The sequence below is a fragment of the Enteractinococcus coprophilus genome (assembly GCF_006716305.1).
Classification (GTDB): Bacteria; Actinomycetota; Actinomycetes; order Actinomycetales; family Micrococcaceae; genus Yaniella; species Yaniella coprophila.
The window spans coordinates 457,051-476,535 of sequence record NZ_VFOU01000003.1 but is presented as its reverse complement, the minus strand read 5'-3'; the positions used below and the strand labels follow the sequence as shown (position 1 = coordinate 476,535).

At 57.1% G+C, this 19,485-nt stretch carries 17 protein-coding genes; 8 read left to right on the top strand and 9 right to left on the bottom strand.

Going from position 1 to position 19,485, the window contains the following annotated elements:
• Positions 1 to 79: 79 nt before the first annotated feature.
• The 3 genes from dctP to FB556_RS10155 are packed head-to-tail and all read right to left on the bottom strand — an operon-like array spanning position 80 to position 3,207.
• Positions 80 to 1,207 carry a TRAP transporter substrate-binding protein DctP gene (dctP, locus tag FB556_RS10165; protein ID WP_141867294.1) on the bottom strand — a complete coding sequence of 376 codons (1,128 nt, stop codon included), beginning with the start codon at positions 1,205 to 1,207 and terminating at the stop codon, positions 80 to 82.
• Positions 1,208 to 1,222: 15 nt separating this feature from the next.
• The gene (locus FB556_RS10160) at positions 1,223 to 2,596 is read right to left on the bottom strand and encodes a TRAP transporter large permease (protein WP_141867292.1); all 1,374 of its coding nucleotides are present in this window, start codon (positions 2,594 to 2,596) and stop codon (positions 1,223 to 1,225) included.
• Positions 2,593 to 3,207, bottom strand: coding sequence for a TRAP transporter small permease (locus FB556_RS10155; protein ID WP_141867290.1), 615 nt, complete (start codon positions 3,205 to 3,207; stop codon positions 2,593 to 2,595). Before FB556_RS10155 ends, FB556_RS10160 begins: the two co-directional genes overlap by 4 nt.
• Before the next feature lie 617 nt (positions 3,208 to 3,824).
• Between FB556_RS10155 and FB556_RS10150 the strand changes: the two genes are divergently transcribed.
• Complete coding sequence (locus FB556_RS10150; RefSeq protein ID WP_141867288.1) at positions 3,825 to 5,117, top strand: adenylosuccinate synthase; 1,293 nt, start codon at positions 3,825 to 3,827, stop codon at positions 5,115 to 5,117.
• Positions 5,118 to 5,122: 5 nt separating this feature from the next.
• Positions 5,123 to 6,544, top strand: a complete 1,422-nt coding sequence (gene thrC / locus FB556_RS10145; RefSeq protein ID WP_141867286.1) for a threonine synthase — start codon at positions 5,123 to 5,125, stop codon at positions 6,542 to 6,544.
• Between the two features lie 279 nt (positions 6,545 to 6,823).
• Here the strand turns inward: thrC and FB556_RS10140 are convergent, their stop codons facing one another.
• Positions 6,824 to 8,107, bottom strand: a complete 1,284-nt coding sequence (locus FB556_RS10140) for an MFS transporter (protein WP_170200438.1) — start codon at positions 8,105 to 8,107, stop codon at positions 6,824 to 6,826.
• A 130-nt stretch (positions 8,108 to 8,237) separates the two neighbouring features.
• Here FB556_RS10140 and FB556_RS10135 point away from each other — a divergent pair, with 130 nt between their 5' ends.
• The 4 genes from FB556_RS10135 (at position 8,238) to FB556_RS10120 (ending at position 12,897) form a co-directional block, all read left to right on the top strand.
• Positions 8,238 to 9,029 carry an IclR family transcriptional regulator gene (locus tag FB556_RS10135; protein WP_141867282.1) on the top strand — a complete coding sequence of 264 codons (792 nt, stop codon included), beginning with the start codon at positions 8,238 to 8,240 and terminating at the stop codon, positions 9,027 to 9,029.
• 146 nt (positions 9,030 to 9,175) lie between these two features.
• Entirely contained in the window at positions 9,176 to 10,156 is a 981-nt protein-coding gene (locus FB556_RS10130) for a PDR/VanB family oxidoreductase (protein ID WP_141867280.1), read from the top strand.
• 15 nt (positions 10,157 to 10,171) lie between these two features.
• A complete protein-coding gene (locus FB556_RS10125) occupies positions 10,172 to 11,371 on the top strand; it encodes a cytochrome P450 (RefSeq protein ID WP_141867278.1) in 1,200 nt (399 codons plus the stop codon).
• A gap of 131 nt (positions 11,372 to 11,502) precedes the next feature.
• A complete protein-coding gene (locus FB556_RS10120) occupies positions 11,503 to 12,897 on the top strand; it encodes an MFS transporter (RefSeq protein ID WP_246057378.1) in 1,395 nt (464 codons plus the stop codon).
• 256 nt (positions 12,898 to 13,153) lie between these two features.
• On the opposite strand, the gene FB556_RS10115 is transcribed toward FB556_RS10120, so the two are convergent.
• Both FB556_RS10115 and FB556_RS10110 read right to left on the bottom strand, forming a co-directional pair.
• Entirely contained in the window at positions 13,154 to 14,086 is a 933-nt protein-coding gene (locus FB556_RS10115; RefSeq protein ID WP_141867276.1) for an MBL fold metallo-hydrolase, read from the bottom strand.
• 36 nt (positions 14,087 to 14,122) lie between these two features.
• Positions 14,123 to 15,502, bottom strand: coding sequence for an aldehyde dehydrogenase family protein (locus tag FB556_RS10110; protein ID WP_141867274.1), 1,380 nt, complete (start codon positions 15,500 to 15,502; stop codon positions 14,123 to 14,125).
• Between the two features lie 164 nt (positions 15,503 to 15,666).
• On the opposite strand from FB556_RS10110, the gene FB556_RS10105 reads away from it, so the two are divergent.
• Positions 15,667 to 16,485, top strand: a complete 819-nt coding sequence (locus tag FB556_RS10105) for an SDR family oxidoreductase (RefSeq protein ID WP_141867272.1) — start codon at positions 15,667 to 15,669, stop codon at positions 16,483 to 16,485.
• Here the strand turns inward: FB556_RS10105 and FB556_RS10100 are convergent.
• The 3 genes from FB556_RS10100 to FB556_RS10090 all read right to left on the bottom strand — a co-directional run bounded on the left by FB556_RS10100 (position 16,482) and on the right by FB556_RS10090 (position 19,330).
• Entirely contained in the window at positions 16,482 to 17,156 is a 675-nt protein-coding gene (locus FB556_RS10100) for a mismatch-specific DNA-glycosylase (RefSeq protein WP_141867270.1), read from the bottom strand. The two genes, FB556_RS10105 and FB556_RS10100, sit on opposite strands and share 4 nt — an antisense overlap.
• 79 nt (positions 17,157 to 17,235) lie before the next feature.
• On the bottom strand, positions 17,236 to 18,747 hold the full coding sequence (locus FB556_RS10095; RefSeq protein WP_141867268.1) for a catalase: 1,512 nt from the start codon (positions 18,745 to 18,747) through the stop codon (positions 17,236 to 17,238).
• Between the two features lie 106 nt (positions 18,748 to 18,853).
• Positions 18,854 to 19,330, bottom strand: coding sequence for a Fur family transcriptional regulator (locus FB556_RS10090; protein ID WP_141867266.1), 477 nt, complete (start codon positions 19,328 to 19,330; stop codon positions 18,854 to 18,856).
• A 23-nt stretch (positions 19,331 to 19,353) separates the two neighbouring features.
• Between FB556_RS10090 and FB556_RS13770 the strand changes: the two genes are divergently transcribed.
• Positions 19,354 to 19,476 (top strand): hypothetical protein, encoded by a 123-nt coding sequence (locus tag FB556_RS13770; protein ID WP_281280493.1) that lies wholly within the window; start codon positions 19,354 to 19,356, stop codon positions 19,474 to 19,476.
• Positions 19,477 to 19,485 lie beyond the last annotated feature (9 nt).

The following is a 19,485-nucleotide window of genomic DNA, read 5'->3' as shown; positions in this document are numbered from 1 at the left end:
CCGCAACAAGCACGAATCTGGCCGGCTCGTGACGCTTTTTCCCGGCTCGTTCTGCCACGTGTCCGGGTCGAGCGAGTACCTAGTTGTGCAGTTCCTGCCATCTGCCAGCACAGGCAATACCGGCGTCGACGGGGTTGTCAGGGGACTCGTATTGTTTGTAGGTTTCGATGTATTTTTCGAGGTAGCGATCGGCGTCGGCGAAGTTGTAATCATTCATGATCTCCAGCCAGGCGGACTCGGCCTCATCCGCGGCGACGTCGATCCACTTTTGGGTTTCCTCTTCGGGCCAAGTGTGGAAGCTTTCGACATCGGGGGAGTCCAGCATGCCTTGGCAGATGTTTTCTAATTCTGCGTTAGCAATTTCGATGGTGCGACCTTCATTGAATTCGCGGGTGACGTCGTCGACGATCTCCTGGAGTTCTGGGGTTAATGAATCGTAGGAGTTCTTATTCCACCACATGCCGTAGGCGGTGTACTGGCCCAGGCCTGGATCAGCCCAGTAGGGGAGCTGTTCGGTGACCTTATAGTTCACCCCGAAGTCCAGCGAAGCAGCAACCGAGTCGATGGCGCCGCGCTGGAGGTTCTCGTAGGTCTCGGCAGCTGTGAAGGCGTTGACATTGACTCCGGCTGCCTCAAGCGAGCGCTGGGTCACCGGACCGGCGGCCCGGGCGCGCAACCCTTTGACATCGTCGAGAGAATTCACGGGAGTTTTTGACCCGATGAGCAGGGCTCCTACCGGCCAGGTGGAGATGTACTCAAGGTTGGCCGATTCTAGTTGCTGTCGAGCGGGCTCGTAGTTTTGGTGTAGGTCATAGAGTGCTTCAACCGATGCCTGGATGTCGTTATTCAAGAAGGTGATCGACATGACCGACAGGGTTGGCAGCAGGTGTGGTGTGTAGTCGGCGACGGTTAACCCGATATCGGCGCGACCGTCACGAACACAGTCGGCAACTTCGTTCATGGCACACACGGCTTCAAACGAGGTGCGGTTGAATTCGATGCGACCGTCAGAGGCTTCTTCAACGGCGTCGAAATATTCTTCGGCCACCCGGTGGTGCTGGGTGCCATCCAGCGCCCCGTTAGCCACGTTGAAGTAGAAATTGTCGGCACCTTTCACGATGCCTTGTTCACAACCAGTCAGCACCAGGGCGCCGACGGCAGCGGTGACTGCGAGCTTGGCCAAACGAGAGAAGAATCTTGATTTCATAGTATTTTACCCTTCCTAATGTTGCACCAGACTCGGCAAGAACAAGATGATGTCGGGGATAAAGAAGAAGATCGCGATCAGCACCAGGTCGATGATGAAAAACGGCACAATCCCTTTGAATACCGTTTCCGCACGGATACCGGTGGTGCCGGCGACCACGAAGGCGTTGATGCCGACCGGTGGAGTGACCATGCCGATTTCAATGAACTTGACGATCAGAATGCCCAGCCAGATCGGATCGAACCCGAACTCGATGGCCACCGGCAGCAGCAGCGGCACCGAGATCACCAGGAGCGACAGCGATTCCAACACCATGCCCAACGGAACGAGGCTCAGTAACAAAATGAGCATGACCACGGTGGGGGACATGTTCCAGGACAGCACCGCTTCGGTGATCATATTCGGGACCCGAGCGGCAACAAAGAATGCGGTGAGGATGCCGGAGCCGATCACGATAAAGAACACCATCGCGGTGGTAGAAGCGGTGGATTCTAGCGCACCGGTGATGCCCTGCCAGATACCTTTCCACCCTTCTTTACGCAGTTCCCAGAACAAGATGAGGACGGCGGCGATTGCACCAAATGCGGCGGATTCGGTTGCGGTAAAGATCCCGGAGTACATCCCGCCTAGCACGATGGCAAATAGGATGACCACGTAGAGCAGACCGCGCCATGGCAGTTTGGCCAGCGGGGTCTGTTCTTTGTGTTCGCGGGCGATATCTGACGCCTGGGTCAGCGCGTCGTGGACGTTATCGGCGTCGGTGACAACCTTGCCGTCTTTTTGCATGCGCCAGCCGGCGAACATGATCCACAGGGCATAAGCGATGGCGGATAGCGCACCGGGTACGATACCCGCAGCCAGCATTTCACCAACCGACACCTGCGCCAAGATCGCATACAGCACCAGGAATGTCGACGGCGGGATCATTGAGCCCAAGGTTCCAGCAACAGCAACCAGCGCGGTGGCCATTGCTGCGGGATACCCTGCGGCACGCATTTCGCCCACGGACAGCCGCGCCATGGTGGCAGCGGTCCCGATTGAGGAGCCGGACACGGCAGAGAAACCAGCCGAAGCGGCAACCGTGGCAATACCCAGCCCACCGGGGAAGCGCCCCAGGACACGGTCGGCAATTTTGAACACGTAGTCGGCCACGTGGGCGCGCACCGCGAACATCCCCATCAGGATGAACATCGGAATAATCGTCAGCGAAAACGTTGCGGTTTGCGAGAACGGGTTGGCCCCGAGCTCAAGGGTGGTGTGGTTTAGTCCGCGCAGCGCGGCAAGTCCAAGTGCACCCGACACACCAAGCGAAACTGCGACCGGCACCCGCAATAACAGCAGGGCGAGCATCAGCAGTAGGACTAATACGATGACCATGCCAACTGTCATAAGTTGTGCTCTCCTTTGGTGTGCTCCGTGGCGTCAGCGATATCTTCTGTCACGGCCGCGGCGGGGTGAGTGTCGGTGCGATCCACGATGGAATCATCGGCCAGCGCTGCTTCGATTTCGTCGGCGAAGCCCATGGGCTGCTGACCACCCAGACTGCGGATGAGGTTGACGATGGCGACGACGAAGAGCGAGATGATGCCTAGCGTCAAAACCCAGCGCATCGGGTACATCGGCCACTGGACTAAACCAAAGCGGGTTTCTTGGGACTGCCACGAGTCGATCGAGCGCAGGATGTTGGCCCAGCTCAGCCAGGCGGTATACGCGGCAACCACGATCCAAACGAAGATGTTGGTGAGTTTTGCCAGCCGGGGGCCAAAACGGTCGGTAACCAGCGTGACCGCAACGTGCTCGCCATTGACCCCGGCCCAAGCCAGACCAAAAGCAACAGCAGTGACCATCGCAGTTTCGGCGATTTCGATCATGCCGCCCAACGAGCCGCCGGTGGTGTTACGTACGAACACGTCAATCGAGATCGCAATAACCATCACCACGATGGCAGCCGCTGAAAGCACGGCAAGCGTACGGGCTATACCGCGAATCAGTTTTTCCATGATGAGTTTCCTTCGTGTGCTCGAGTTCTTCGTGCCCAAAAAGACGGATCTGCAGGTGACCGTACCTTGACGCACAATGCGCGGTGAGGTAGTTCACAGCAAATCAGAGACTTGAGAGATCATATATGAAACTGAACGTTCATGCAGTTTCGCTTGTCCCTGTGAGGGCAGATTTTCTGGGAGGCGTCGACTCGAGTGTGACGGGTCGCACTTGTGCGATGGATGGCGCAGCGGACCTAAGGCTGACGCTCCCGCGCTGGATCTGCGTCACGATGCGGGTTATCGCTCATCACACGAGGGTTGGGTTTAGTTGTCGATTTGCACAATGAGGCTGGCTGTTTGCACATGTTTCCTGTCAGCATAAGCGAGATTGTGGAGCCGGGAGCCTGTGCTTTAGGGCGGGGTGCAGAATCTAAAAGGTGAGGGTCTTTCGCTGATTAGAAGGGGCAATGACACGACGCGTGACAGGAGTCATTCGCAAACCGCTGGGGTGCGCGGTGATTTGGTAAACTCTGGTTGTAACTGTTCTCGGCCCAAAACTTGCGTGCTTTCGGGTGCGAGAACCTTTCTATGTTGTGGGGCGGTTACACGCCGCCCCCTTGGGAGAGATGAATTTTATGCCAGCAATCGCAATCGTGGGAGCCCAGTGGGGCGACGAGGGCAAAGGCAAAGCAACGGATCTACTCGGTGGGCGGGTTGATTTTGTGGTCAAACCCAACGGTGGAAACAACGCCGGGCACACCGTGGTCGTCAACGGCGAGAAGTTTGAGCTGAAACTGCTGCCCGCCGGCATCTTATCGCCACAAGCCATCTCTGTGATTGGCAATGGTGTGGTCATTAACCTCGAAGCACTCTTTGAGGAAATCGATGGTCTGGAAGCTCGCGGCCACGACACCTCGCACCTGCGAATCTCAGCGAATGCGCACCTGGTCGCGCCCTACCACCAGACGCTCGATAAAGTCACCGAGCGATTCTTAGGCAAACGCGCGATCGGGACCACCGGCCGCGGGATCGGTCCGACTTACCAAGACAAGGTCGCCCGCCTCGGCATCCGCGTGCAGGACCTCTACGATGAGTCGATCCTGCGTCAGAAAATTGAAGGCGCGCTGCGTCAAAAGAACGAGCTGTTGGTCAAGCTCTACAACCGCAGGGCCTTCACCGTCGATGAGATCGTGGACTACTTCATGATCTACGCTGAGCGACTACGTCCCATGGTTGTTGACTCGGTGCAAATGCTCAACGAAGCCCTCGATGACGACAAAGTTGTGCTCATGGAAGGTGGCCAGGCTACTTTCTTGGACGTCGATCACGGCACCTACCCATTCGTGACCTCTTCGAATCCGACCGCCGGGGGCGCCTCGGTGGGTGCCGGCATCGGCCCAACCCGCTTCACTCGGACGATCGGCATCGTCAAGGCCTACACGACCCGCGTGGGCGCCGGCCCATTCCCCACCGAACTGTTCGACGACATGGGCGAACAGCTGCGCATCACCGGTGGTGAATTCGGGGTCAACACCGGACGCCCACGTCGCACCGGCTGGTACGACGCCGTCATGGCCCGCCATGCCGCCATGATCAACGGATTCACCGACTACTTCGTCACCAAACTCGACGTGCTGACCGGCATTAAAGAAATCCCGGTCTGCGTGGCCTACGACGTCGACGGTGTTCGCCATGACTCCATGCCGATGACGCAAACCGAATTCCACCACGCCAAACCGATTTACGAATACTTCCCCGGCTGGGAAGAAGACATTTCTGGTTGCCGAACCCTCGAGGACCTGCCAGAGAACGCACGCAACTACATTCACAAGCTCGAAGAGCTCGCGGGTGTGCGCATTTCCGGTGTGGGCGTTGGCCCAGGCCGCGATGAAGTTATCCAAATTCGCGATCTGATTTACGAAGACTAACGCTTATGCAATATGTATCCACCCGCGGCGGCATGGCGCCGTCGAACTTTTCCGATGTCTTACTTGAAGGCCTGGCTCCCGACGGCGGTCTAGTCGTGCCGGTTGACATCCCAACCGTCGATGTGGCAACGATCGAATCCTGGCGCGAGCTGACCTACCCACAACTGGCCACCGAAGTCATTGGCCTGTACTGGACCGATATCCCACGCGAAGACCTGGCCGAACTGTGCCAGGCGGCCTATGGGGAGCAGTTCAATTCCGAAGACATCGTCCCACTGACTCCGATCGATCAGATGACCGCGCTGGTGGACCTCTCCCAGGGACCAACCTTGGCCTTCAAAGATATGGCCATGCAGTTCTTGGGTGAAGCCTTACCGTATGTGCTCAAACAGCGCGACCAGACCCTGAATATTCTGGGCGCTACCTCCGGGGATACCGGTTCGGCCGCCGAATATGCGTTCCGATCCAAGCCCAACATCGGTGTGTTCATGCTGTCCCCCAAGGGCCGGATGTCGCAATTCCAGCGCGCGCAAATGTATACGCTGACCGATGACAACATCCACAACATTGTCATTGACGGGGTGTTCGACGACGCGCAGAACCTGGTCAAGGAACTCAACGGTGATCTGGAGTTCAAAGCCAAGCACTCCCTGGGGACCGTCAACTCGATTAACCTTGGCCGGCTGATTGCCCAGTCGGTGTACTACTTCTGGGCCTGGCTGCGGGTAACCAACGGTATCCCAGCAGACCAGCGCGAAGGCTTCAATGTCTCCTTTGCCGTACCCTCGGGTAACTTCGGCAATATCTTCTCCGGCCAGTTGGCCCGGCAGATGGGACTGCCCATCGACACCCTGGTACTGGCCACCAACGAGAATAATGTCTTGGATGAGTTCTTCCGCTCCGGTAAATATGAGCCACGCTCGGCCGAGAACACCTTGGCGACCTCATCGCCGTCGATGGATATTTCCAAGGCGTCCAACCTCGAACGCTTCATCTACCTGGTGCTTGGTCAGGACCCAGATGCCTTAGCGAAAATCTGGGAACAGTTGGATGCGACAGGCACTCTGGACCTGTCGGAACATCAGCCGCGCTTCCACAAAGAATTCGGCATGGTCTCGGGGACCTCGACCCACGAGGATCGCGTGGCCGCTATCCGAGCGGTCTATGAAAAATCCAAAGTCGTCATCGACCCACATACCGCAGACGGTGTCACGGTGGCTCGCGGCTACCAAAAGCCCAACCAGCCGATGCTGGTATTAGAGACGGCCAAACCCGAGAAGTTTACGGACATCGTCAACGAGGCGCTTGGCTTCGAGCCCGAGCTGCTGCCCGAGTACGCCAAGCTCTTGGAACTGGAACAGCACACCGTGGAGATCGGTGCTGATGCTCAGGCGCTGCGCGAATACATCGCACTGCATTACGTCTAAGAACAGTTCTCAGGGTTTCAGCAGGGAACTCTCACAGCTTCTCAAGGCGGATATGTTTATATTTTAAGTACCTCAAGGTGTGAGTGAATAATGAACGCCCCGGATGGAAACGCAAGTTTTCAGCCGGGGCGTTCAGCCTTTGCAGGCTCTGCAAAACTCTGAGCGAATTTACAGGGATTCTCAAGTAATTCCCAGGGTAGAAGACTATAGTAGTAACTACCTCTTCAAGGTGTGAGTGATGAGTGTCAGGGCCCCCGGTTTCTACGGGGGCCCTGGTTTTTAACATGAACCTCCGCCAAGAGCCGTCTGCTCTTGCCTGCTATGAGTATCCAATGATGGAGCATCCGGTTGGCGAGTGAGATAAAACGTTGCGACGATGCCGATCAGGCTGCATGAGCACGTGACCCACCAAGAGGCCTCCCACGAGCCGGTTGCAGTGACGACCCATGCTAAGGCGGCAGGTCCAAAGAAATTGCCTACATTGAAGATCTGCTGCATCAAGCCAATGACAGCGGCCACCGAACCCTCCTGCGGCGCGAGGTCAACCGCCATCCGACTCAATAATGCCGGGATCGTGCCGCCTATCATCGAAAAAGCAATCGCGCACGCCAGCTGTCCGGCGAAGCCCAGGGGACTGGCGGCCCAATCAAATGCAAAGAACGCGATCGATGACATCGACATCACCAGAAACGTGACGTTAATGATGTGGCGTGGCCGAAAACCTCTGTTGAGTAAAGTGGCAACCATTAAAGCGCCGAGAATATTTACTCCGCCCACCAGGGCGGACAGCAGCGCGGCGGGTAACCGTTCCACATCGACGGCGACGAAGACCGTCGGTAAGAATCCCATCACCGCCATCCATTGCAATGTGTAAGACGCAAATGCCAGTCCGGCCACCCAGGGGCGCCACGTACGCACCGTATTGAGAATCCGGCTAAAAGAGCCTCGAAGAGGCTTATCGTCTGGTAGGGGTGGATCCGCTTCGGTAAAACGTGCGACCAGTACGAGGAGCACGATCGTGACAGCCGCCATCACCACCCACAGTACCCGCCAGCTGACGAGCTCCAGAAGGAGACCTCCGCCGGCGAAGCCTATCACCGTGGCGGTGCCCTGAAATGCGCCCCAAGAAGACAGGGCAATGTTGAGTTGAGCGGGGTGGCAAATGCGTCGGATCAGTGCTGGTGCCAAGACCGTACACAGCAGAAAACCGATCCCCTCGATAGCCCGAAAAACCATCATGAAGTGCGTCGACGAGGTGGTGGCACCCAAACACGAGCCTATCGCGAGCAGTAGCAGGCCTAGCATGATCAAGCGGCGGAGGCCGGCGAGTTCTCCGCCCCAGGCTACGAAAAGACCACCGACCATGCTGGCCAGCTGAATGATCCCGACTAACATGCCTGCAGTTATCAAACTCATGCCAAGTTCTGCCTCAAGCAGCGGCAATGCAACGGGTAGTTTCCAAATGTGGGCAGCGGCAACGACTCCCACTGCTACTACAGTGACCCAGGCGCGGGTCGTAGGCAGGGTGGGTGACGAGACCTGGTGCTCGGACGAGTGTGTCACAACTGGGCTCCTTTTGACTTCCGTCCTTGAGTTTGCCTGGATCTCTGCCCTGGGAGTGGATAATTGTCCATCTAATGGAAAGCTACTGGATGGCACCGTACAATAAGGCGACGAATCGAAGGAGGGCATTATGGCCAACCCGCGTCCACGGGAGCCGCGACGTCAATCGCAAGATACGGCAACAAAAGCTGAAACGGTGACCGCTCGTTCCTTGGCACTGCTAGCTGCCTTCAGTCCCGAACGCCCGCGATTGTCTTTGAGCGAGATGGCGCGACGTGCAAACTTGCCTGTATCGACTGCTCACCGTCTCGTGGCCGAGCTCGTCGAGTGGGGCGCGGTAGAGCGAGTGCATAATGAATACGTTATTGGACAACGGTTGTGGAAACTGGGGCTGTTGGCTCCGATACGTCAGAACATTGCAGAAATTGCTGCCCCGCATATGCAAGACGTCTTATTTGTGACGCATAATGTGGTGAATCTTTTTGTTTTGGAATCGTCGAAGGTGCTGCTGCTGGAGCGTATCTCCGGCACCAAGGTTGGGACCCCCTTTCGAAAGGTGGGCGACCCGCTGCCGCTTCATGCTTCAGCCGCCGGCAAGGTCATGTTGGCTTTTTCCCGACAGGATCTGATGTCGCAAGCCATCAACAACATGACCAGCCTGACCAAGTACACGATCACCTCTCCGGCCGCATTACAGGCCGCCGTCGCCGAAGTGAAAAGATCTGGCTATGCGATCTCGAGCCAGGAAACAGGATTAGACAATCACGCTGTGGCGGTACCGGTACTTGATGCGATGGGCTATGCAGTTGCTGCGCTTGGTGTTGTCCACCAAAAAGCGCCCGCGATCGGATCTGTTGTCCCCGTCCTGCGCATTGCTGCCAGGGGGATAGCCCGCAGGCTTACTTCAGTTGAGCTATCGTAAGCAACTCAGCCCCGGGCGTCATAGCAACACGAAAGTTTCTTTCCATTGGATGGAAAGCAGTTCTTCCTGTGATATGCACTACTCTTAGCCTGGGTGTAACCCAAGCCCGCTTAGCCGTGGCCCTTCCAACAACAAGGAGCTAACGCGTGACTCTCACAGCACCATCGAAAGCCCCCGCTACGATCGATACCGTCATTGACTCGGTGGACCGTGCCGCAGATGAAGTTGTCACCTTGGTGCTACGTCGTACCGATGGTGCTAACTTCCCCGCTTGGGAGCCCGGAGCGCATGTCGACGTGCACCTCGAAAACGGTCTGATTCGGCAATACTCTCTCTGCTCGCCCACAGCAGACCGCTCCACGCTGCAAATTGGCGTACTGCGGACACCTGACTCTCGCGGCGGCTCAGCGTTTGTACACGATAACTTGTGGCCCGGGACCGAACTGACCATCTCAGCACCCCGCAACAACTTCCCGCTCGTAAAGTCGCGCAAATACATGTTTATTGCCGGTGGGATCGGTATCACCCCGATCATTCCGATGATGGAAGCTGCTGAAGCAGCGGGCAAAGAGTGGGTGCTGCACTACGGTGGACGCTCTCGCACCAGCATGGCATTTCTCGACGAGCTGGTGACCAAATATGGGCCGGAGAAGATCCGCATCTACGCTAACGATGAAGACAACATGTTAGACCTCACCCAGGTCCTTGCTATGCCACGCGCCCACATGTTGGTCTATGCGTGCGGGCCCGGCGGAATGCTCAACGCAATCGAAGACCTTTGCATGGGCTGGCCTCCCGGAGCACTGCACATCGAACGTTTTGTCGCCACCGAACTTGGAGCCGCAGCAAACAGCGAACCATTCGAAGTTGAACTCGCCCAGACCGGCACAACCGTCACCGTGCAACCAGACGAAACCATCGTAGATGCCGTGGAACAAGCCGGCGCTCGCGTTCTCTCCAGTTGCCGTGCTGGAGTCTGTGGCACATGCGAAACCCGCATCATCGCAGGTGAACCAGAGCACCGTGATGCTGTCCTGACCGAAGAAGATAAAGCAGCGGGCGAAGTCATGCTGCCCTGTGTATCTCGCGCAGCCGCTGGTTGCAGTCGTTTAGTTCTTGATTTGTGAGTCCGAGGAGTAGTTATGACCACCACCATTGAACCAGCAGTCTTCACTGAAGACCCCTTCGACGAAGCCGCACTGAAGGATCCCTACCCGTTCTTACAGCGTTTGCGCGAGACCGGACCCGTAAGTTATCTGGAAGCCACCGGCTCGTATGCGATCGTCGGGTACGACGAGGTTTACGAAGTGCTCATGGATTTCGAAACCTTCATCTCCTCTGGAGGCTTGGGTCCGCACGATATTCGCAAAGACGAAGCCTGGCGACCACCAAGCATCTTGGAATCGGATCCGCCGATTCACACCGTCATGCGCCGCGCACTTACGGGTGTCATTAACCCCTCGACAGTTCGCGCCCTGCGGGAACCGTTTACCGCGCCGGCAGTCGAGATCGTCAACGACTTGACACAGTTCGATCGTTTCGACGCCGTCACGGACCTGGCCGAGAAGTACCCGATCCGCGTCTTCCCGGATGCTGTGGGTCTGCCACAAGAAGGCCGCGAACACCTGTTGCCGTACGGGAACATGGTCTTTAATGCTTTCGGTCCCGAAAACTACATTTATCAGCAGGCTTTCGCCGAAGGCGACGCGCACTCAGCGGCCGTCATGAAACTATGCCAGCGCGAATCCTTGGACGACAGCGGTTTTGGTGCCAAGATCTACGAGCGCATTAACGACGGATTGATCACTGAAGAACAAGCCGCTTTGCTGGTTCGTGCTTTGCTGTCCGCCGGAGTCGACACCACCATCTTCGGTATCGGTAACACCCTGTCGGTGCTGGCCCGTTACCCTGAAGCGTGGCAACGACTACGCGAAAACCCGTCGATGGCTAAATTTGCCATCGACGAAGCCCTTCGCGTGGAATCACCTTTCCAGAAATTCCACCGCACTGTCGCCACTGCCACCACTTTAGGCGGAGTAGATCTGCCGGAAGGTGCAAAGGTTCTGGTGTTTGTTGGCGCAGCCAACCGTGACCCCGCCAAGTGGGGTGACGATGCCGCAGAGTTTAGCCTAGACCGCAGCTCCTCGGGCCACGTCGCTTTTGGTATGGGACTTCACCAGTGCGTGGGGCAACCAATCGCTCGGCTCGAAATGGAAATCGTTTTACAACAACTCCTCGAGAAATTCGAAACCCTCGAACTTGCTGACGAGCCGGTGCCGTTTATTCACAACGTGCTGCGCGGCTTTGAATCGGTTCCGCTAAAAGTCTCTCCGAAGCGCTAACGTAGCGTCTTACTTTCTGAGGCCTCCCGGTGGTCTCGTGAACACCGGGAGGCTTATTTGACCTGTCTGTTTGCCGCAGGCTTTTGACCACGTCACCTTTCTTCGACGTTACCTCTCGATAGGAACAGCTCATGGCTAACCAAATATCAATTAGACCGTCATCCCCAACGGGTTCAGCCGACAAGATGCAAAGCGCAGATCCAGCTACGTGGAGTGCCCGTCGCCGAAAACGCTACGGCTGGCTGATCACCGTAATGCTCCTGATCCTGATGATGATCAGTTGGGCCGATAAGGCGATCCTCGGCATTGTCGCGATGCCTTTGATGGAAGATCTCAACATCTCCGAAGCCCAGTTTGGCTTATTAGGCAGTGCCGTGTTCATGCTCTTCGGGATCGCACAGCTGGTAGCTGCACCTATTGCTAACCGCGTCCAAGCCAAATGGATTTTGTTGATCTTGTGCGTGATCTGGTCGATCGCTCAAGTCCCAGTGATCATCTTTGCGTCGTTGCCGGCCCTTTGGTTGAGCAGACTGTTGCTGGGCGCTGGTGAAGGCCCGTTGGCGCCGATCACCATGCACGCGGTGTACAAGTGGTTCCCCGCGGCGAAAGGGGCGACCCCCGCAGCTCTTGCCTCAGCCGGAGTGACCCTGGGCATTGTGGCGTTCGCGCCCGTCCTGGCGTGGATTACCGCCTCGTTCGGCTGGAAATCCGCATTTATCTTTGTCGCTCTTATCGGCGTGGTCTGGGCGGCGATCTGGCTTTTCATTGGAAAAGAGGGCCCCTATACTTCTGTCAAAGCCGAACGGGAGATCGAAGGGTACCCTGTCGATGACATCGCAGACCCCGTAGCAGCGGCCCAAGCCGCAGCGGCTGACAGCAAAGTTAAATACCGTCGTTCATTGCTGACCCCAAGTTGGATCCTGGCCGTGTTGTGCTCCTTCTTCGGCTATTGGACCTTTACGGTAGCAACCACTTGGTTACCGGCATATTTTGAAAATGTCCTGGGCGCCAATACTCAACAGTCGGGTTCACTTATCGCTTTACCAGCCCTATGGGGCGCTATCGCAACCGTTGGACTGAGCTGGTTGACAGAGGTCTTAGGTAGCCGCGGATGGTCTACACGGTATTCCCGTGGACTCGTACTGAGCTTGTCCACGATTTTCTCGGGCGTCATGGTGCTGCTAGGCACTATGGCAAGTACACCGCTGCTAGCGATAGTCTGCTTCACATTCGGTTTTGGTACCGCACCAGCTCTCTTTGCTCTGACATATTTAGTAGCAGCCGAGATGACAAGCATCGGTCAGCGTGGTGCGATGCTGCAATTCACCAACGCGTTTCTTACCACGGGCGGGCTGTGTGCCCCCATGTTTGTTGGCATTCTCGTGGGAGCCGCCGCCACTCCGGCCATGGGATACGAGCTATCCTTCTTGATCACCGGTGGTGTCATGAGCGGTATCGGTCTGTTGGCTGCCCTGGGCATCAATCAGCAGCGTGATCGCAAGAAGCTGGGCTTGGACCTCATCTAAGGCCATACCCACCCACCGGCTCGTCCATCAGCCGGCAGCTCATCGGAACACTCGATGAGCTGCCGGCTTTGGCGTTTCTGGAGTGAGCCACCCGCGAGGTGCAGTGTATATATGGGGTGCGGTCAGCGTACGCCTGCAGGAAGTATGGTGCATAAAGGACTCCTGGCAGAAAAGTTTCTCCTATTAAAAGCATTCTGGCCGTGTTCGGCAGCGCTTGAAACGCTGCCGAACACGGCCAGGAACATTAAGCTCGCGACTAGATGGTGGCGTAGGTAGTGTCGGCGACGAGGCTAAACCGCTGACCACTGGTGGCAACATCGATCGGGCCCGCATAGGTGCTTGCTGCACCAGCCGCCCATTCTGCCGGAGTCGCTACCCCTGCCAGGTGGGAGAGGATAAGACGCTTTGCCCCTGAAGCAGTCGCGACCCGACCGGCGCCTTCAGGCGTAGTATGGGATTGTTGTTGGTGGTTCAAAAACGCTGCATCGAAACCCCTCGATGCGAAGAACTCAAGGTTCACTGCTTCGTGCACCAAGATGTCCGTATCATCAGCCAGCTTGGCCAGCGCCGCACTTTCAGCGGTGTCCCCAGAGAACGTGATTGAACCATCGGCTGTATCGAAACGGAACCCAAATGCCGGATGGACCGGAGGGTGATCCACTAGTACAGCAGTCACTTTGACGTGATCATCCTCGTAGACCAAGAATGGCTCCGCCGCTGAGGTCTGGGGCAGAGCAATCTCAACGGGATTGATAAGGTCTGACATCACCGGTCGGGCTTCATCGGTGACTCGGATATTCAAGTCATAGGAGAATGCTTCCAACGTGTGGTCTACAAGACCGCGGGTACCCGATAGTTTGGTGCCAAGCGGGTGGTTGGCGTCCTGTCCGGGTCCGTGAATAGAAATCGGGTGGGCGAAACCCTCGACCGGTGCGCCCCAGTTCCACATGAGAAATGCGGGGAACTCAGCCACATGGTCGGAATGCAGGTGCGTGATGAACCCGGCCTTGAAGTCCTTACCGCGCAGGCCCGCCTCATGAGCAGAACGAACGCACCCCAGGCCGAAGTCCACCATGTAAAACTGGTTGTCGACGACGACGGCGCTAGCCATCCCATTTTCTCTACCTCGGATGGCTGGCCCCGCAGCAGTGCCAAGGGTGATGAGTTCGGTTGAAGACTTATTCTCCATAATATGTCCTAGCAATGGTTGTTCGACGCGGCTGAACTACGCGCCGATGAAGGTGTTAACGGTACGAGGTTCAAGGTATTCGTTGAGTCCCCAGCGGCCTCGTTCACGACCCAGCCCCGAGGTTTTCCACCCACCAAATGGTGCGTCGAGCTCGACGACTGTGTGCTGGTTAATCCATACGGTGCCGGATTCCAAACGCCCAGCCAGACCCTTGGCGCGATCCAGGTCTTGAGACCATACCGAAGCACCAAGGCCGTAGGGACCCGCATTGACCTCAGCCACGGCGGTGTCGAGATCGTCGTAGATGACAATTGGCAGTGCGCTACCAAACTGTTCTTCATAGACCAGTGGCATTTCGGCGTGGGCATTGATCACGAGGGTCGGATCCATGAAGTACCCTGGTAGCTCGGAGCTGGAAGAGCCTCCGGCGATCACTTGAGCCCCTGAGGATACCGCGTTATCGACCAACGAGCGTACGGTGGATAACTGGGATTCGTTGTGCATCGGGCCCATGGTGGTCTCTTTGGCGATACCGTGGCCGATGACAATTTCTTGAGTCTGTGCTGCCATAGCTTCGGCGAGCTCTGTGGCAATACTGCGCGGCACGTAGACGCGTTTAACGGCCATGCACACCTGCCCGGCGTTACGGAAGGCACTGTTGAGAATGCCCTGAGACGTGTGCTCGATATCGGCGTCTTCTAGAACCAGGGCGGCGTCGTTGCCACCAAGCTCCAGGGTCACGCGTTTGACTGTTTCGGCGGCTTGGGCCGCGACGGCGGTACCGACGTCGGTGGAGCCGGTGAATGAGATTTTTCGAATCTCTGGCAGCGTGCTCAGTGCGACGTTGACCGTGCGATTACTGCCGGTACGTGTTTGCAGTACACCACTGGGTAGCGCCTGATTCATCAGTTCTACTAGTGCAATGGTCGACAGCGGTGTTGTAGGGGAGGGCTTTGCGATCACCGTGCACCCTGCCACAAGAGCAGGGGCTAGCTTCACCGCCAGCAGCGAGATTGGAAAGTTCCACGGGGTAATGGTCCCCACAATGCCCACCGGGCGGTTTTGCACCTCAATAGTGCGACCCTGTCGTGGTGGCAGCGTCTCGGTTGCGTCCCATTCCAGATCGGCATAGTACGCGAACAGGTCGGCTGCGGTCTTGAACTCGCCGATGGCTTCGGCCAGGACCTTTCCCTGTTCCAGCGACAATAACCGTCCAAGGCGGTTGGCGTCGTCACGAATCAAGGTGGCGATCTGTCGTAGCGCTGCCCGCCGGGACTCCCGATCAGCCGCCCAACTGGTGCTGGCTTGTTGTGCGTGCCTGATGGCTTGGCGCACGTCTTCCTCGGTGTGCTGTGGCGCTTCACCTACGAGCTCCAGTGTCGCAGGATCATATACCGCGTACGTCGGTGCCGACATGACACTCCCTCCGATCTAACGTTCTGAATGCTTCCAGTGTCGCCACCCAAACACCGAAATGCTCAGAACTTTCCATTGGATAGAAAATATGGGGTAGACCGTGCGTCCATGCTGCATGATGCTTATATATGGTTGGCAATCATCAAAGGTAAAGGAGCTGCACCATGACCTCAAACAGCCCACAAATAGTTATCACCGGAGTTGCATCAGGTATTGGCAAGGAGACTGCCCAGCTGCTGAGCTCGCGGGGCTATCACGTCATCGGTGTGGATCGAGCCCCCGTAGAAGACTTTGCCGGTACCTTTATTCAAGGCGACCTTTCTGACCCGACCGGCGTCAACCAGATTGCTGACAAGATTCGCGAGACGGCTCCGGCAGGTATTGACGGGTTGGCGAATATCGCGGGTGTCCCCGGTACCGCACCGGCAGAGGTCGTGCTGAACATCAACGTTTTCGGTGTCCGAGATCTGATCCAAGCGGTCCGTCCCCAGCTGCAACGTGGCTCATCGATTGTCAACTTAGCTTCCGCTGTGGCTTACCAGTGGCGAGCAGATAAGGCACAGTTGGCGGAGTTCGCATTAGCTGCCGACCGGCAGCAAGCAATGACCCAGGCTCTAGCTGACGACCATATCGTGGGACACTCGTACCTATTTTCTAAACAGTGCGTGAGCCTGCTGAGCGAGTATTTTGCCGCTGAATTTGTTGCCGACGGCATCCGCGTCAATTCGGTCAGCCCCGGTCCGGTTGAGACCCCGATCCTGGAGGACTTCAAAAACGACCACGGCTGCGATAAAGTGAACTCGGCTGCGACCACTCTAGGACGTTTCGGGGCACCGGCCGATATCGCCCAGTGCATCGCGTACCTATTGAGTCCTGAAGCCGGGTGGGTCAACGGCACTGATCTGCGAGTCGACGGTGGGCTGACCGCGTACCGGGAAACTGCTCAGTTCCGAGATGGTTCGCAGCAGCCCGTCCAAGCTTAGTGTGAGCTTTTTGCGGAGACATCCCACACCGCTTGCCACTTCTGAGCGATACTTTGGATGGTTTCGTGAGCGTTGAGTCCGCTGGGGTTCGGTAACGCCCACAGCTGGACGCGCTCGGGCCAGCCTGCAATGGTCTCGATATCTTGGCGTCCCAGTTGTGCCTTCGGTAGTGAAAACGCCGTCCGAAACGCGGTAATACCAACGATTGCGACTGCTCGGGGCTGCAACACGTTGACGCGGTCCACCAGCTGCTGGCCCCCGGTGTGTAATTCTTCGGCGGTCAGTTCGTCAGCGCGTGCACTCGGTCGGGAGACGAAGTTGGTTATGCCAATGCCACGTTCGGCAAGAAGGCGCTCATCGCCCCGGGATAGCCCGGTCGAGGCATCTACCCTATGCGGCAGCACTCCGGCCTCGGCGAGCGAAGGCCAGAACCGGTTGCCCGGACGCGCAAAAGGCGCGTTGACCGCCGCCGTCCACGGGCTTGGGTTAATGCCGACAATGAGCATGCGGAGCAATCCTGCGGAAGCCTCATCGGTGGGATATGGCAACACATCTTCGCGCCCGAGGCCAGAGTCAATCGCGGTGGCGAAATCGGCTCTTGTTGGCCGCCGTCCTGCCAAAGGGGAGTCGGCCCGCCACGGGGTCCAGTTGGTAGGTAACTGTGTGCTCATAGTCGTCCTTGTTCATTAAGCACGAATTCCGGTGCCCCGGGATGGGGCACCGGAATGTAGCGTGGTTTTCAGCTGATCGTTAGCGTTTCAGATCGAGTGGATCGCCACCTGGCTGCTGGTCACCGACCAGGGCACCGGCACGAACCTTCTCTTCGATGCGGCGACCGACCTCGTCGTCAATGTTCTTCCAGTACTGGATCGCATTGGACAAGACTGGTTCGATGACGGTTTCTAGGGAACCGGCCACAGTGTCGACGAGTTCTAGGCGCTGGGCTTCATCCATGACCTCACGGACGAGCATGTGGGCCTGGATGAAATCATCGTCGTCTTCACGCAGGGTATAAGCCTGGCGAACCAGCTCGCCGTCGGTTTCCCAGGTAGCGTCGACGCGGCCTTCTTCATCCGACCAGGAATCACCAAACGAGTTCGGTACATACGGGCGCATATTGCCCTGGTGATGGTAGGTCATCGCACCTTCGAAGTTATAGGTGTGCACATCAACGATTGGCGCGTTGACCGGCAGCTGCTGGAAGTTGGTTCCAATGCGGTAGCGCTGTGCATCCTGGTAGGCGAAGTTGCGTCCCAGCAGCATCTTGTCTGGCGACATGCCCATGCCTGGCACCATGTTGGCAGGGGAGAAGGCGGCCTGCTCGATTTGGGCGAAGAAGTTCTCGGGGTTGCGATTCAACTCCATGGTCCCGACCTTGATGCGCGGGTAGTCCTTCTTCGACCAGATCTTGGTGAGATCAAACGGGTTGAAACGGTAGGTTTTGGCTTCTTCGAACGGCATGACCTGAATCCACAGATCCCAGGACGGGTAGTCGCCGCGTTCGATGGCTTCGTATAGGTCACGACGGTGATAGTCGGCATCCACACCGGCCATTTCCTCGGCTTCTTCATTGGTGAAGAATTCCATGCCCTGATTGGTCAGGAAGTGGTATTTGACCCAGAAGCGTTCACCTTGGGCATTGACCCACATGTAGGTGTGGGAACCATATCCATTCATGTTGCGCCACGTGCGCGGCAGCCCACGCTGACCCATCAGGTATGCAACCTGGTGAGCGGACTCTGGGTTTTGGGTCCAGAAGTCCCACTGCATGGTGTTGTCCCGGAGTCCATTTTCCGGCAGGCGTTTCTGGGAGCGAATGAAGTGTGGGAACTTCATGGGGTCACGCACGAAGAAAATCGGCGTGTGGTTCCCAACCAAGTCGAAGTTGCCTTCGGTGGTGTAGAACTTCAGTGCGAAGCCACGCAGGTCACGCCAGGTGTCTGGCGAGCCGAGCTCACCGGCAACGGTTGAGAAACGGGCGAGCATTTCGGTTTCGGTACCCGGCTGGAAGACGGCTGCCGAAGTGTACTTGGACACGTCTTCGGTGACAGTAAATTTACCGAATGCACCAGACCCTTTAGCGTGTGGACGACGCTCTGGGATGTTCATGCGGTTGAAGTGCTGCAGCGTTTCCACCAGGTGGCTATCGTGCAGCAGCACAGGGCCGTCCTGGCCAACGGTCAGCGAGTTCCGGTCACTGACAGCAGGAATACCTGCCATCGTGGTGGATCCGGTGCTGTGCGGGGTTTTTCGGTTAGTCATTGGTCATGCCTTTCTCATCAACGTGTTCTGTGGTTTTCATATTTCGAAGAACTGTTCATGGCGGTCAATGGACGTAGACGGATACTGAATTCCGGAAGGTGCAGCATTAGACTCGAGCCTGCTGAGTTGTTGCACACTCGTGACACACTGCCGTGAAGATCACCTCTGCGACCTCAATGGTCATATCGACGTGAGCTTCGGGACGTAAACACGGGGCTGTACCGGTCACGCAGGCAACATCTTCGATTCGGCCGCAAAAGCGACATATCGCATGATGATGGTTATCGTGGCCTTCGACTTCATAACGAGCCGGGGAGCCTGGCAGCTCCAGCTTGCGCACTATGCCTGCTGTCACCAGGGAGTTCATGACGAAGTACACCGACTGGATAGTAATCCTGGGAAGGTCGGAGCGAACTTCATCATGAATGTCTTCGATGGTGCCGTGAGGTTTTCGTATCACGGCATCGATCACCGCAAGACGTTGGCGCGTGACGCGCAGCCCGGCGGCACGGAGTGCTTGACTCCAGTTGGTTAGAGGATCTCCGGCGAACGGAGATTGAGGATCTCCTGCTGCTGCCTTCATACCGCCATTATTACAATGGTGAAATGCTCATAACAAGGGGTGTGCGCCCCACACTGCCTGAAAACATCCTGGACCCGTCGGCCTGGTTGGCGGTCGACCTAGCCGAACATCAAACGGCTGATGACGCCGCAGTCACCAGACCGTGAGCACAGTTC